At 72.2% G+C, this 16,733-nt stretch carries 2 protein-coding genes (1 of these 2 running past the window's edge); both read right to left on the reverse strand.

The window, feature by feature from the left end; genetic code table 11:
• Entirely contained in the window at nt 1–690 is a 690-nt protein-coding gene (locus AB0K82_RS14985) for a type VII secretion system-associated protein (protein ID WP_364396973.1), read from the reverse strand.
• Nucleotides 687–16,733: the 3' end of a protein-glutamine glutaminase family protein gene (locus AB0K82_RS14990; protein WP_364396976.1), read on the reverse strand. It continues 32,169 nt past the right edge of the window; 16,047 of the gene's 48,216 nt are visible here — the last part of the coding sequence; the start codon falls outside the window, past its right edge; its stop codon occupies nt 687–689. Before AB0K82_RS14990 ends, AB0K82_RS14985 begins: the two co-directional genes overlap by 4 nt.

Raw genomic sequence — 16,733 nt, forward strand, 5'->3', positions numbered from 1 at the left:
TCAGGCCTCCTCGGCGGCCGGGCCGCCGCCCACGGTGGCCGGACGCACCGGCGGCCCGACATCCGCACTCTGATCATCGACCTCGCCGGCGTCCGCATCCTCGTCACCACCGGCGTCCGCGCCGGTCTCTTCCAGCGCCTCCAGGAGCATGTCGGTCTCCACCGTCATGCTCACCGGAGCCGAGGGGTTGAGGTAGAGGACGTGCTCCTCGGGCAGCGAGTCGACCAGTTCCCACAGGTCCATCAGCTCGAACGCCAGCCGGCCTGCGGCGTGGAGGTAGACGGGCGAGGTGAACACGGGGACCACCGGCGTCTTTCCGTCCGGTGCCGTCGCGGCCAGCGGGTCGCCGGCGGGGGTGACGAGGACCGCCACCTCCTTCACGGCGGCCAGCGCCCGGGGCACCGCCTCGCCGGGTCCGTAGCCGGTCGCCGCGAGCTGTACCGCCGCGTCCACGTCATCGGCCGGCTCGGGCCAGCCGAGGGCGGCCGGCGACGGCCGGTAGTCCTCGTTCTCCCGCCACTCGACGACCTCGCCCTCCGGGCTCGACCGCCACCGGCCGACCATCGCCCACGAGGGTGGCTCCCCCTCCCCGGTCCAGGCGGGGTCGACCATCCCGAGCCAGTGGTCCGGGGCGAGCCGGGCGGCCTCCCGGATCGAATCCGGGATCGGGGGCATGTTGTCCGTCGTCATGATTCCAACCAGGTGATGTAGAACCCCGAGAAGGCGGACCTGAATCCCTGAGCCGTGAGCGGTGGGGGATGCAGTCGGTTCCACGGGTTGTACAGGTGGATGAAGCCTTGGTCGTCCACGAGGACGACGTCGTAGTAGTGGCCCTCGAGAAGGCCGGCGGCGAGTAGCTGATCGCCGCCGTCCTCCGGCGATTGTGTGCCCACCACGATCGGCTTGTTCGCGGCGAGCAGCGTACGGAAGCCGTCGAGGAGCCGCTGGTCCGCGTCGGGACCGGGCGGTTCGTAGAAGCCGGGGATCTCGAGGAACGACGAAGGCAGGCCGGTCAGCTGGGTGAGCATCTCGGCGCCCTCCTCCTGGAGGTTGCCCTGGTGGAGGCGGACGTACCCCTGCGGGACGGCTTCGTCGTCTCCCCCCATCGCCGTCCATCCGTCGATCCATCGCTGCCATCGTTCGGCGCTCCAGGTCTGGTCGATTCCGGCGAACGCCTTCTCCATGATCGGCGCCCATGCCGTTCCCCCTCCACGCGCGAAGGCGGGCGTCCCGGGGTCGTCGGCGAAGACGGGAAGGTCGGGCGTCACGGTGAGGGTGATGAGCCTTCCGGTCGGCCGGTACAGGTCGCCCTCCTCCACGTATTCCGCCTCGTTCAACGACACCTGGTAGTTGCCGTCCCCGGTCTCTCGTACGCGACCGGCGATGACCTGCGGGTATCGCGCCGCGACCGCGCCGATCAGGGTGATCAGCTGGCAGTCGTCGAGGCCGCCCTGATTGATCTGCAGGCGCGTCGGCACCCCGTCGAACAGCGGAGCGCGGGTGCCGTCCGCGTACTGCAGGGGCCAACCGTAGCCGTCGGGAACCGACTCCGGGTCTTCGTTCGCGTCCTGGAACTCGGGGCGCTCCACGTAGGCCGTCAGCCGGCCCGCGTCCGTGCCCGTGGCGGTGGACGCGTTGTGGAGGGCGGGGTCCGGAAAGGCCGGCGCTTCGGGCGGCTGCGGGATCTCGCCGAGCACCAGCCGTACGCCCAGCGCCCGGGCCGCGGAGTCGACGGCCGCCAGCATCTCCGCCCGCGTCTCATGACCGGCGAGCGGATCCTCCATCGCCAGCCGGAACCGCTGGACACGGGTGAGGCTCGCGACGGGCAGGGCACCCCCCTGCAGGACCGCCTGGGTGTCCTGGACGGTCGTCAGCGGGATCCCGGCGTTCTTCAGGTCGTGGACCCGGACGGGTCCGTCCTCGCCGAAGAGCGGCGCGGACGCGGGCAGGCTCTCCTCGGTCAGGCCCGCCATCAACCGGTCGAACGGGGAGCCCGTCGCCGTGGACGGCTCACCCGCCGTAGACGGTTCGTCCCCGGTCCGCAGGATGGACGCTCCACGGTCCAGCGCCCGTGCCAGCGCCCTGCCGAACGCCTCGCCCTCCTGCGGGACGACCGGCAGTTCGGCCAGGCCTCCACCGGACTCCTCCGGCACTTCGGAGCCGGGGGCTGCGACGGTCTCGCCTCCGGGTGACGCCTGCGGCAGCGGTTCCGCGATGCGCTCCGACGCGGGACCGAAGTGGTCGACGCCTCCGTCGGGCCGGTAGACGCGCACCGGCAGGGCCCGACCGGCGGCGTCCGGCAGGAGGTCGATCGCCCCCGGCGTCGGCGCGACCCGACCGGTCCCCTCGATGATCGTCAGGCTGTGGTCCCGGGCCACCCGCCCCAACTCAGGAGACGGCGCCACACCGGCATCCGAACACCGCAGAAGGAACAACGTGGTGAAACCACGCCCGACGATCTCCCGCGCCGTCGTCGCGACGATGCCCGCCGCGTCCGGCGGCGGCTGCGAGCCATGCCACGCCAGGAGATACACGCCGGCGCGGTCACCGACCGGCACCTCCACCGGCACGCTCACCTCACGACCCGGCTCCCCCGACCACGACCGGAACTCCGCACCCTGCGACGCGCCATAGAACGGCAAGCGAAGCCGCCAATCCGCGTCGTTGAAGTACGCGCGTCCGACATCCCGCCCGTCCGAAGAACTGATGTCACGCCACTGCGGCCGGTCCGCAGGCACGACCGCAACGGCCGTCCCAGGGCCGACGAGACCACCGGCGCGAACAGGCACAAGGGCCCCGGCCATCTCCGCCGACAACGCCTCGGGAACGACGGGCTCGGTCTTCACCGCCGATACCTCGGGAACGACAGGCTCGGCCTTCACCACCGATGCCTCGGGAACGACGGGCTCGGTCCGCGCGGCCAGTCGGGAACGCTGGTCGCGCGTGAGGTCCGCGCCGCGTAGGCCGCCGCTCAGGATGGCCTGGCTTCGTTGCGCGGTCGTCAGGTCGATCCCGGCGCGTTCGAGGTCGGCGAGGGGAACCTGCTGGTCTTCGTCGATGAGGGGCGCGGAGGTGGGCGGGTCCTCATCCGTCAGACCCGTGAGCCGGCCGTCCGGCGGCTTGAGGGCATCACCCGGCTCGTCGGGGGACATGGTCGTCGGCCGCAGGGCCTGACGCGCGTTCTGGGGGTACCGGCTGATCGTTCCGTCGGCGTCGCGGACGAGCAGATCGACCGGTACGCCGGTCTGAGCGGTGATCCGGTCCGCCGCCACGGAGGCCGACGCCAGGTGGCCGGCGGAGGTCCACAGCCGCAGGGTCCGGCCGCGGAGCGCGGTCATGCCTCCCGCCCGGTCGATGACCTCGGCGGTGGCCTCGGGAGCAAGAGTGCCGTTCTCGGCCCACTGGGCCGGTAGCTCGGCGTCGCCCAGTGGCGGTCGTTCCAGGTCCAGGCCGAAGTCGGTGATCAGCCGCCGGACCACCGCGGCCGGGAGCATGCCGATGAGACCGTCGGGGACGTCCAGGACGACGTAGTGCCCGTGCGGGCCGCTGACGTGGAACCGGGCGTCGAAGGTGTAGTAGTCGTAGTCGTCGTCGCGCTGCCGGTTGGACTCGACGTAGTCGCCGGCCGAGTTCTTGTGCGTACGAGCGGTCCGGTTGTCCTTGCCGGAGGACATCCCGGGGTCGAACAGGGGCTGGTCGGCGTGCTCCTCGAGCGGCCGGGCGAACGCGTGGCCGAGGTCGAACTCGCCGTCCACGCTCCACCCCCGTTCGACTTCGTGTTCCCGCGCGGGTTCCTGGGAGTGCTCGGGGAAGTTGAGCCCGGTGAAACCGCCCCGGGTCAGCCATCGTCCCCGGGTGGGCACCAACTGCACCGTGAGGTACTCGCCGCCGACCAGCGGGATGCGGTAAGTGCCGCGCAGCAGCTTGTCGATGTTGGCGGAGGCGTCGCGTTCGTCCAGTGCGATGTCGCCGGTCAGGCCGTCCTGGTGGGTCGGGTCGAACTCCTCGACCGTCGGTGCGACACCGCGCGCCACCTCCGCGCCGTCGATCCGGCGCCGGGGCGTCGCGGCGGCCGGCGCCCAGCGGGCCAGGTGCTCGATTCCGGGCGTCGCCATGGCGTGCATGTGCTCGGCGAGCGAGATGGCCAGTGCCGTGGGAGCCGGCGGCCGCGTGCGCGTGATCATCGGCCGTACCGGGACCGACGCCGCGGCCGAAGCCGAGGCCTGTCCGGCCGACGCCGCGGCCTCACCGGCCGCGGTCAGGTGGGTGGGCACGAGGACCGTGGCCCGGCCGGTCACCTCCTCGGTGGCGGCCGCCGGGACGGTGGCGGGGAACAGGCGCCGCCACATCCGCCGGCTCTCGCCCAGGGAGAGGATGTCCACGAGCGTGGGCACGGCCTTCGCCACCTGCGCGGCCCGCCGGGCGAACTCGCTCGGCGAGTACCGGTGGAACACCTCGACGCGGAACCGCGTGCCGTGCCGGAACTCTTGTGCGGTGTCCTTGGCCGTGGCGCGCCGGACGTCACGCGCGGTGGACTCGACGCCGACCTTGAGCCCGTATCTGCGCTCGTACTTGACGCTCGCGCCGCCGGCCGGCCGCAGGCCCAGCGGCGCCGTCGCCCACCGGCCGTGGAAGTAGCCGCCACCGCGCCAGGCGTGGCCGCGGCTCCGGTGCTCGCCGACCTGGACGAACGCCTGGCCGCCGGTCGTCACCTTCACGTCGGGCCTGGGCCGCCGGTAGGAGACCGAGTCCTCGATGGCGGTCACGCGGATGCCAGTGTGCAGGGTGCCGCCCGTGCGGGCGGGCATCTTCAGGTAGTCCCAGACACGGCCCTCCCCCCACGTCTGGGCGGGGCTGGTGAGGACGCGGTGGATCCCGCCTCGGCGCGCGATCTTGTACTGGCCGCGGATCGCCTCCTCGTCGAAGGCCGTCTCGATCGCGCCGAGCAGGTCCGGATCCAGGTCACCGCCGAGCAAGGTCTCGATCGTGTCGACGACGTCGGCCGCGTCGACGTCCTCGATGTGCGCGGCGGCCAGGGCCAGGTCGTCGTTGAGGTAGTGACGCTCGCCCTGGGCGGACGGCAGGTCCTCCCGTGCCGGTACGGGCAGGCCGTGGTCGGCGGCGCGGACGTACGGGACGAGGAGCTCGGCCCCCCGGGTGATCTTCACGTGCCGTTCGACGCGGTAGGAGACCCGGGTCCCCCTGCCCCGGAAGAAGGCGCGGCGCAGCTTGCGCGCCCCGCTCACGTGTCGCCAGCGCCGGTACTGGATGGTGTAGACGGGATCGGTGCCGAGCCGCTCGCTGTCGCCCGAGTAGGTGCCCAGGTTCAGATCCAGCGCACCGCCCATGTCGGTCACGCTGCGGCTCGGGAAGGACACATCGCCGCCGCCCATGACGCCGCCCGAGATCTGGTTGCCCACCTTCTGGCCGGTCGTCTGGTGGCCTTCGCCCTCGTTGTGGCTCGCCGCGGACGGCAGGCCGAGCCGCACCACACCGCCCGGGCCAGCGGAACCGTCAAGACCGTAACCGGTGGCCCTCTCCTCACCGAACCGGAGATCGGCCTCGGTGTACTGCTCCAGGGCGGCGTCCTTGACCGTCTGCTCGTGGCGGGCGTTGAAGGTCCACATCCGGATTCTGAGCTCCTGCCGCCATCCGCCGGCGGTCGAGGGCAGCGGAATCCGCAGGCCCCGGCGGCTCAGCAGGCGCCGGGCGTTGGACTCCAGGAATGTGTGCGTGCCGGTGCGCAGGATCCGCTCCGCCGCGCCGTACCGCCGACCGGACGGTACGAGCGCGGCGAGCACCTGCTTGAACGCGTCGGCCTGGGGCCTGGACCCCGGCGTCCTGTTGTGCGCGGCCACCAGCTCGGCCATGTGCGCCGAGATCTCGCTGACGCCGGTCAGGTTGACCTGGATGCCGGTCAGGCCCTCCCTGGTGAGATCGAACTCCTCGCCCCTGTCCTTCCCGAGCGGGGCGGCCAGCCGCCGGAGACCCTCCTCGTCCATCGGTCCGGTCTTCACCGTGACCTCGCCGTACGCCAGGATCTCGTCGGCGGGGAGCGGCTTGGCGGGCAGGTGCGCGTCGGAGACGGTGACGGCGGTCCAGTACTCGTCGCCGGACTGCTCCCATACCCGGGCCGCGACCAGGTCTCCGGACTTACGGCTCGTCGTGACCGCCGTCGTGTACGCGGTCTCGTATTCAAAACGGGTGACGTTCCCGTTCGTCCGTTCGCGGCGGTACTCCTTGACCCCCGTGCTGTTACCGATCTTGTGGTGCCGGGCGCGCTCGGCCTTCAGTTCGAGCAGGTGCAGATCCAGGCTGAACAGCCGGGCCAGTTTGACCCGGAAGCTGAGCTTGAACCCGCTGCCGATGGTGCGGCCCTTCTTGTCCTCGGTGTCCAGCCCCGCGACGTTCTTGCGCTGGGTGTCCAGGCTGACGTTCACCTCGGCCACCGGATCCCGGCGCAGCGCTCGCAACTCGGTGTAGAGCACGGCGGTGAACACGTACCCGCCGATCGTCACCTCGTGGCTGATGTCGCCGTCGATGCCGTCCGCCACCGTGCCGCGGGCGCCGGGCAACCCGAACTTCATGGCCAGCGCCCGCGCCAGATGCTGACGCACGGCGGCGGACATCTTGCCCACGACACCGGCCGCGCGCATCTGCCGCGCGAGCTCGTCCGCCAGTTCGCGGTAGACCTTCTCCCGGCCCGGCATCTCCCGCACGATGCCCCGGCCCAGGCCGGTGCGGGTGGCCAGCGCGAGCGGCTCACGGGGATGCACCACATGACGCCAGGTCCGCAGCGGACCATGGACCTGACCGCGCTCATCGATGACGAACCGCTTCTCGCCGGCCTTCTCTCCGCCGGCCTGCTCCTGGACGCGCCTGCCGTCGGCGGCCACCACCTGGATCCGCGGCTCCGCCATCAGCGCGTCGACGGCGTCGTGCAGAGCCCGGTCCTCGCCCGGCTCCTCCAGCCGGGTCCGCAGCGCCTCGGTCAACTGGACCTGCGGTGTCCCCCCTGAGGCCAGGAAGTCGGTGACGGCCGTCAGCCCCGCCGCGCGCAGCGGCGCCAGCAGATCCTCGTACCACGGCGGCGGCGCCTGGGCCGTCACCGGCTCTCTGGCCAGGTTGGGGACGTACCAGCGGGGCTCCCGCTCGCCCTCGTGCTCGTCCATGAGGAGGGCGCCGACCACCCGTTCGTCCTCGTCCAGCACGTATCGCCACACCGCGCCGCCGGAGCCGCCGGAGTCCTCCCTGGAGACGAGGATCGCGTGCTCGTCCACCGGCAGCACCCAGGTGATGTCAGGGTGCGCGTACAGGGCCCGCCAGCCGTCCTCCGCGACCAGCCAATGGGGGACGAGCGCGTCGTGCAGCGCGGGAGGAAGGACGATCTCGATCGGCCCTCGGGAGGCCAACGCGAGGAGGTCGCCGACGTCCCGCACCCCGCCGCGGGGGAAGGGCTCGGGCGGGCCTCCGTCCGTGAACCGCGACCGCAGCCACCGCCCGAAGTCGGCCCAGGACGGCACCGAGCGCCCTGCCGTGGGCTCCGGCACGGCGACCGTCTCCGCCTCCCGCACTTCCGGACCGGCGGGTATCTCCGACCGGGCCGGCGCACCCTCGTCGAGCGCCTCCGTCTCCGCCGGCGGCTCCTCAGCGAGCGTGTGCGACCCGGCGGGCGCTTCGAGATCCTCCGGCGGCTCCTCCGACTTCTTCAGTTCCTCCGCGGGGATGAGTCCGGAGCCGGTGGGCACTCCGCCCAAAGCGCCGCGCTCGAACTCCTTGGCGTGCGCGAGACCGATGCCCAGCTCGCCGACGACCGGGAGGGTGAACGGGACGTCGCCGTGGTCGGACTTGACCGAGATCGTCACCAGGAACTCGGTCTGATAGCGGACCAGCCGGTCCTTGCGCATGGTGGCGTTCTTGACCTGGCCTCCGGAGGTCAGGGTGCGCCCGTACTCGCGCGAGGACCCCAGCTTCGGCAGATCCACACTGGGCGTGGCCAGATGGGAGCCGAGCTCGATGCCGAAGGCGACGCCCGGAGTGGCGCTCGCCCCGGAGCTGTGCTTCTCACCGTCGCCGATCCGCACCGTGTCCGCGATGTCGTTGCGGAGCAGGACCTCCTCGCTGGTGGTCGTCACGTAACGCACGGTGTGCGGCCGGCCGCTGACCTCCAGGTGTCCCTGGAACGTGGACAGGGCGGACAGCCTCTTGGCGATCAGGCCCGTCACCCAGCTGCCGGTCAGCCACCACTGGCTGCGGTCCTTGAACGTCTTCTCGTTGACGTACTCCTCGGCGATGTCCTGCACGATCTCATCGACGTCCTTCGCCGGGAGCCCGAGACGGTCGAGGACGCTCCGCAGCCTCGTCAGCAGCGCCTCGGGCACGATCGCGGTGACCGCGTGATCGAGGCCGTCCAGCACGGCCGGGTCCACGACCCGCACGACCGGGTGCCCGCCGTCACCGGGCCGCATCGCGAGGGCCGCGGCCTCGGCGGCGGACGAGTAGACCGTGGGGAACGCCAGTCGCGCCCTGCCCGGGAGCAGGAGATCCGGACGCTCGGCCCGGTTGACGGTGGCCCGCACCCGGATCCGTGCCGCGTGACCGTGGGTGGCGTTGGCGATGACCCGGTTCCCCGACTGGACCTCCATCAGGATGGTGTGCCAGGAACCGCGGCCGCGCTCCGTCCCGGCCTTGAACACCGGTGAGACGTGCGACAGCCCTGCCTGCAGCCCCACCGAGAGGAACAGGATCGGCTCGACCTGCGCGCTCCTCCCGCTCAGGGTTTGGCGCGCGACCTCCTCGGCGTACGTCGTGTCGCCGTACTTGCTGAAGTACGTCTGGTGGCCCGGATCGGTGCCCGCGTCCTCCGGCGGCGCGAACTCCGTCTGCTCCACCGAGAAGGACAGCCTGACCCGTGCGTCCTTCTCCTTGATCAACGTGCCGTGGAGCAGCAGCCGCTCCCACCGCACGGGGTCGTTGTCGGCCAGCAGCGCGAGGATCTTCTTGCGGACCGCACGCGCCACGGACGATGACAGGCCGGAGGTGACGCCGTCGATCCAGCGGGTGACCGACTCGTCCGGTCGGCCGCCCGGCAGCGACCTGTCCACCACCTCGGCGACCGACGCCACGGAACCGTCGCCGAGCCCGCCCTGCTCCACGTACCAGGGCACGAGCGGTATCGCGTCCGAGCCTCGCGCCTCCGTATCGCCGGAACCTTCCAGCGCCTCCCAGAAGGTCCGGTAAGCGGCGTACAGCTCATCGTCCGCCGGCGGCCGGCCGGTGAGCGCGCCGGACCGCGCGTCCTCCGAGGACACCGGCTCCGGCTGCGGCTCATCGTTCAGGTACTCGCGGAAGGCGTCCTCAACGGCTTCCGTACGTTTCGCCGCGAGAGCTCTCCCGGGGGTGCCCGCTCCCAGGCGAATCCCGTGGTCGACGCCTCCGTCGGGGCGGTAGACGCGCACCGGCAGGGCCCGACCGGCGGCGTCCGGCAGGAAGTGGATCACACCCGGCGTCGGCGCGACCCGACCCGTCCCCTCGATGATCGTCAGGCTGTGGTCCCGGGCCACCCGCCCCAGCTCGGGCGAAGCGGTCACGCCGGCGTCCGTGCACCGCAGAAGGAACAACGTGGTGAAACCACGACCGACGATCTCCCGCGCCGTCGTCGCGACAACGGCCGCCGCGTCCGACGGCGGCTGCGAGGCGTGCCACGCCAGGACGTACACGCCGGCACGGTCACCGACCGAAACCTCCACCGGCGCACTCACCTCACCACCCGGCTCCCCCGACCAGGACCGCAACTCCGCGCCCTGCAACCCGCCATAGAACGGCGAGCGAAGCCGCCAATCCGCGTCACCGAAGTACGCGCGCCCGACATCCCGCCCATCCGTTGAGCGGATCTCCCGCCACTGCGGCCGACCCACAGGCGCGGCCGGCACGGCCGTCCCGAGGCCGGTGAGGCCATCGGCGTGGACGGGCTCGGTGACGGTGAGCGCCGCGTCGTTCACGTACTCCGAGCGCGGGACCCGGTGCCGGCGTTCGTACGCGCGCAGGTCCCCGATCACCTCGTCAACGCCCCGGCGCACGTGTTCCAGGTCACGGCGGCCGGCGCGCACCGGGCCCGCGTTCCGCTCGTCGACGAGGGCGTTCCGGATCGCGGCGAGCGCGTGCCGTACGTCGCGGGCGGCCTCGGCGCCGGGATGGCGGATGAGGTCGCGCAGCGCCACGACCGCGTCGGCCTGCAGGTTGCTGGTCACGTTCCCGCGGAAGATCGGATCGACGACCACCTCGGGGGTCCTGCGCGCGATCGAGTCGAGGAGGTCACGAACGGTCGTCACCAGGTCCCCGCCGGAGGAATGGTGAGCGCTGACCGCCCGCACCGCCTCGGCCAGGTCATCGTTGAAGGCCCGGCCCTCGGCGGTCCGGATGTTGCGGTCCACCCGCTCGGCCCACGCGTAGAACCGCCGTGCGAGTGCGGCGAACGCACGGGCGGTGCGCATCTCCACCCGGAGGCTCGGTCCCGGCGGACCGACCTCGCGCATCTCCAGCACGGCCAGGTCGATCGCGAGGGCGCCGCGGTTGTCGTCCGTGCTGCGGAAGTCCGTGCGGACGTTCATCGCGTCGTACTGCTCGACGAGGACGCGGGCCCGGCTCTGCGGCAGCAGCATGTTGTCGGCGTAGTCGCCGACGGTCATCGTCTTGTCGTTCAGCGTGTAGTCGAACAGGTCGAGCGGCTGCTCGTTCGACGCGCGTCGGCGTCGCTCGTAGCGGCTGATGGCCGAGGCGAGCCGTTTCCTGAGGTCCTCCTTCAGCCGGGCACGGATCTGGTCGCGGCCGCCCTCGAGGAACTCCTGGACCTCGTCCCAGAATGATTCGCGGATGCCGGCGAAGGACGTGCGCAGGACCCCGTACACGAGGTTCTTCGCCAGCTCCTCGTCGCGAAGGAACCCGTGGGCCACGGCGTACGCGTGCGTGTTCAGCAGCATCGCCGCCGTCCGCACGTCCGCGACGCCCGGCACGTGTTCCATCGCCGGCACGGCGAACCGGCCCACGCGCTGCCCCAGGTCTTCGTTCAGGTAGGCCCGCGTCACCTCGGCGCCGAACCGCAGGCCGGCCCGCAGCGCGCCGGTCATGTCCCGGTGGTTCGCGAACCTCTGGGCCTCGACCAGGAAGGCGGGGGTGAACGCGACCGGTACCCCCTCGGTGAGGTGCAGACCGGCCGTCTCGACGGATCCGGGTGGCCGGAGAATGGTCACGTCGTCCGCCCTGGGCCCGTACTCGTAGTCGGGATCGTCGCCGAACAGCTCCCTCAGGGTGCTGCCGCGCGCATCGCGCCCGCCCTCGCCGTCCCGGAGGCGCACGGCGTTGTTCAGCCGACGCTCCACGTCGTGGAGCCCGGCGTCCACGACCTCGGGGTCGTGGCGATTCTCCTCGCCCGGCAGCACCCGTTCGATCGCGGTGACCACTTCGGTGATCGTGACGTTCTGGTCCCTGACCCGTCCCCGTCCCGAGGCCCGCGCCGACTGTCGCGACGCGAGGTAACGACCGCCGGCCATGTAGATGCCGCCGGTGTCGGTCTCCACCTTGACGCCGGTCCTCCGGTTGTAGACGAGGACCTCTCTGCTGTCCCCGAACCGCCCGCCCCGGTGGACGTGGACGATGAAGGGCCGCTCATGCTCGGTGCCCTGTCCGCCCCCGAGCACCCGGGGTGCCTCATCGAGGGCGATCTGATGGGCGAGGTCGGTGGCCAGTCCTCGGTGGTCCGTGGGGCCGTGGCGCGGGACGTCGCGCAGCGCCTGTTCGACCTCCCCGCGGTCGACCCGGCCGCCGAGCCAGGCGCCGCCGAGGCGGGCCAGCTGGGAGTTGACCTCGCTCACGAGCTGGTCCGACACGGTGGTGCCGGCCCGTACGCCCTGGTTCGACGGTTCCGGAGCCGGCGGGTCACCGAGCTGCCCGCGGAGGTTCCGGATCAGCCCTTCGAGGTCGGCCGCCGCGCGCCGCATGCCGTCGAGCCGGTGCTGTGCGCGGCGGTGCGCCGGCACGTCGACGTGGCCGCCCGCCGCGTGGGCGGTCCAGAAGCGGTCGACCATCTCCCGTGCCTGCGCGTCGATCGCGGGCCTGACGTCCGGATCGAGGCGCTCCCGCAGATACCGGTAGTCGGTGCCCGCACGATCGACCCGTCGTTCCACCGACCCGCGGATGACCTCGAACTGGCGGGCCGACCGGTCGGCGGGCGTCGGCGGCGCCGGGCGGAGCCGGTCCCACGGGATCTCCGGCGCGTCCTCGTCCGTGCTCTCGGCGCCTCTGAAGTGGCCCGGGGTACGGATGAAGTTGACCCGCGCGGCGCCGGCCGGCCCGAGCCGGGTGACGTACCGGTCCTGGATCACCGTGACGGGCAGGCCGAGTTCGTTCGCCGCCAGGTGCGCGACGAGGTCGCCCGTCTCGTTGCGCCAGCCGTCCATCCGGCGGATCTGGTCCACCAGCGCACGTCCCCAGTCCGCGAAGGAGGTCCCGTCCCCCGACTCGTGGAAGAAGCCGGCGTACCGCGAGAGCAGGCCCTCGCCCGCCACCGCGAGATCCGCCTCCAGCCGGTCCGCCAGCCAGTTCCGCACCACCTGTACGGCCTCGCGGCTGCCGGGCCGGGTGCTCCGCAGGCCGGGGATCTCCCGGGCGAGGTACGGACCGGCCAGGGCGATGAGGCTGTGGTAGAAGCAGTTGTCATCCGCGGGCACCTCGATCGGCCGAAGGCTTCGGGCGTTGAGCTCCGCGTTCAGCCGCGCCTGGTCGAACGCCTCCGCCTCCGTCCTCAGTGCCCGCGCGGCCGCGCGCTCGATCTCCCGCCCGCCGGCGCTGCGCGTGTCCGACCGGCCGGCGACCGGAGCCGTCCGGCTCGTGCGCAGGACCGGGTCGGCCGTGCGGAATCCAGGAGCCGGTTCGGTGCCGGCGTCCGTACCCGTCCGGCGGGTGTCCGCGACGGTACCCGTCCCACCAGGGCGGACGACCGTACCCGTGGGAGGGGTACCGATGACCGTGCTCGTCCGGCCGGTGCCCGCGGACGGGTTCGTCGTGCCGGTCCCGGGGGCCGGTGTCCGCGTGTCCGCAACGGAGGTCGCGGCTTCCTGGGCGGCGGCCAGCGCGGCGAGCCGGTCGCCGAGCTCCGACACCTCCTCCGGCGTCCAGGCGTGGCCACCGTGCCCGCCGCGGGCCGCGGTGCGCAGCGACTCGACGATCCGGGCGGCGTCCTCCTCGTTCCACTCGGCCTCGTGGATCTGCTCGGACAGCTCCAGGAGGCCGCCGAGCGGGTCGTCCGCGTTCTGCCGCCGCCGGCGCGCCTCCGTCTCCTGCCGCCAGAACGCGTGGACGGCCGCCGCGTCGTGCAGCAGTCCCGGCAGCTCGAGGTTCAGGTCGGCCAGGCGCTCCCGGCGGGCGGTGATCTCGGCGTTGAACGCCTGCTCGAACGTCTGCTGGCGGACCGGGGCGGTCAGGTAGATCCGGCCCATCTCGCCGCGGTCCAGCCCGTACACGTCCGCCTCGGCCCGCTGCGCCGACGACAGCAGCCCGTGGGTCTCGGCGACGGCGGCGCTGAAGAAGTGGGTCCGCGAGGTGATCGGCGAGAAGACGCGCGTCGCGCGGGTTCCCCAGTCCGGTCGTGTGAGGACCGGGTCGAAGGCGTACATGCCGCCGTTCGGGTCGATCCAGGTCTGGTGCACCGAGCCGTCGCCCCGGGTGATGTCCACGCGTACGTGCGCGGCGAGCGCGTAGGCGGTGTCCCGTCCGACGTAGACGGGATGCAGTCCCAGGTCCGCGACGGCGGGCGGAAGTCCGGCGGGCCGGCCCTCGGGGTTGTCCGGCCGCTGGGCGTGCAGCGCGTTGACGGTCCTGATGACGTCGGTCGTGGCCTGCTGAATGGAGTCGACCGAACCGGTGACCGGCCGGGCCCCGTCGACCTGCCGCTCGTAGCGGGCGAGGGCGGCGGGTTTCGCGATCGGGTCGATCTGCCGGATCGCGGCCAGGTCGGCGGTCATCGTCCGCACCGCCCAGCGCAGCACCGCCTCGTGAGTCTGTGCGGCCAGGGCCGGCGCGTCCGCGGTGAGGACGATCGGCCGGCCGGGGCCGGCCTGCCGGCGGATGTGGCGGGCGACGGTCTGGTACGCCCGGACCGGATCGGTGTGTCGGCTCGCCGCGTCGGTCAGGAGCGGGGCGAGGTCGAACCGCGGCGCCTGGTCCATCGAGGGCCAGTTCAGCGACTCCGGCCGGGCCTGGAGGCGGATCCGTGCCTCCTCGCGCCGGGCGAGCAGGTCCTCGATCTGCGCCTGGGAGATCTCCGCGTAGACGTCGCCGAAGAACGGATCGCTGACGAACTCCCCCGTCGGCGTCGGCCTGCGGAACAGGTGGTGATCCGCCCGGTCGGCGAACAGGCGCCCGCGGAAGCGCATCCGAACGAGGAAGAGCGGACTGCGTTCCTTGCCGTGCTGCTCGCGGCGGTAGTTCTCGGTGCCCGCCATCGCGTCGTTGAACGAGGTGACGCGGTTGTTCGAGGTCCCCGTCTCCCAGGAGTGGGCCGGCGTGTGGTCCCCCATCGGGCCGTGCACGCTCAACGAGGCGTCCCCCACGACCCGCGTGTGGTCGCTGCTCGCGCTGACGGTGGTGCCGCTCTGGTGCTTGTTGTAGCGGCCGGTGCCGGTCCCCTCCTTCATCCGCCCGATCACCTCGAGCCCGCTCAGGTCGCCGTGCAGCCACATCTCGGCCCGCTCCTCGGAATGGCCGGGAACGAACATGTTCTCGGCCAGCTTGAGCGGTGCCGCACCGGACGCCTCGCGGACGTTGTTGACGATGTGCAGGCGGGACAGCAGCACGGGCAGGGACAGGCTCTTGCGGGTGCGAGGGTCGTCGGCGGTGGCGCCCATGAGCACCTCGATCCGGCCCGGCTGGAACATCTGGTTGAGCAGCTTCAGACCGATCGGCAGGGCATCGTCGATCATCGCCTCGGTGATGTAGGCGTTGACCGGCAGTTCCGGAAGCCGCGTCAGGTCGGGCAGCGGATGCGGGCCCCGCAGGCGCCGGCCCTCGGCGAGGGAGCGCGGCATCTGGATCACCAGCGTGCCCGACTCGGTGACGGTGCTGGTCGCGCTGTGGTGGGTCAAGTGGTCGAACTGCGTGTTCAGCGTCTTGACCAGCGGTCGGCCGGTCGGGTCCAGCCGCCGGACCGTCACGGTCAGCTCGTGTTCCATCCCGACCAGATAGTGCGCGCCGCCGTAGACCGTCTGCTCGACGACTCCCTGGTCCGTCCGGGTCGTTCCGCGGTGGTGGCCCTCGGAGGTCTTCGCGTCGACGGCGTCCCCACCGGTGGTCTGCTGCTGCCCGCCGGTGCCGAGCTTGGCGAAGGTGAAGGACTGCGATCCGTCCCGGGAGTGGGATTCGGCCGTGGTGCGGTACTGGTGCTCGTACACCTCGGTCGCGGTGTTCGGCACGAAGTCCCGCACCTTCGGCGACGCGATGCGCAGGTCGAGGTTGATCTCGACGATGTCCGACAGCAGCCAGCCGATCGGGTTCACCAGGTAGAAGGAGTACCCGTCCTCGGCCGGCGAGGGTCCCAGGAGGGCCTGGTCCCGGCCCTTGGCGAGCAGGTTCGCCAGCAGCGCGTGGTCCCGGCCCTTGCCCAGCAGCCCCTGCAGGGCGTCGACTCCGCCCTGCATCCGCCCGATGACCCGGTGCTTGGCGTCCCACAGCGCGGCGCCGGCCGTCAGCAGGCCGGGGGCGACCTTGTCGACCTGTTCCCGGACGATCTGGTAGGTCGACTTGCCGTTCGCGAAGCGGAAGCTCTCGACGCCGTGGAAGCCGAGGCCGGGGTCCTCCCGCTCCAGGTACTCCGGCAGCTCGATCTCCTCGAACGGGATCGGCGGCTCCCCCAGCTCCTGCCCGAAGGTCTCCTTGAACCGTGTCCGCACGTCGCCGTCCCGTACGGGCGCGGCCCCCTGGGTGTGCAGGAAGGCCACCGTTCGTACCAGTTCGCCGCCGTCCACCCCCGGCAGCGTCTCCGGGGTGTACGACCCGTCGGTCATCCAGCGGTGCAGGATCCCCGCCGCCACGTCGCCGCTGAGCGCGAGGTCGCCGGCCTGCCAGGAGTTCAGCGCCTCGGCCAGGCGCTCCCCGGGCAGCGACGCGCCGCCCTCCGCGTAGGCGACCAGGTCATCGGGCATCTCGATGTACGGATCGGCGGCCCGGGGTTCGGCCAGCGGCAGCTCGAACGCGTCGGTGAAGGCGCGCCTGACGCCCGGGTCCGTCACCCGGACACCGCCGGAGTCGTGCACGTCGGCCAGCTCGGTGGCCCGCGCGGCGACGAAGCGCAGAAGGTCCTTCGGCGGGCTCGGCCGCTCGGCCAGATCGTTCTTCCAGCGGGTCAGCACGCCGGCGGCGACGTCGCCGGGCAGCCGCAGCTCACCCCTGCTCCAACGGGTGAGCGAGTCGGTGAGCTGGGCGTCGGAGACGGGCAGGACCGTGTCGGCGTACTGCGCCAGCCCGTCCGGCTCGACCAGGATGTAGATGGCGTCACGGCCGTTCACCTGGCGCGGGGCCGGCCGGTGAAGGCTGGAGGGCAGGAGCTTGGCGTGCGCCTCCTGCCGCGCCCGCACCGTGAAGTTCGCGGGCGCCACGTAGAGGAACGCGCGCCCGACCTTGATCTGGATGAGCTCCTTGGCGGCTCCGCGCCCGAACCCTCGCGAGGTGTTCCACTGCCAGCT

The organism is Actinoallomurus sp. NPDC052274 (assembly GCF_040679475.1).
Classification (GTDB): domain Bacteria; phylum Actinomycetota; class Actinomycetes; order Streptosporangiales; family Streptosporangiaceae; genus Actinoallomurus; species Actinoallomurus liliacearum.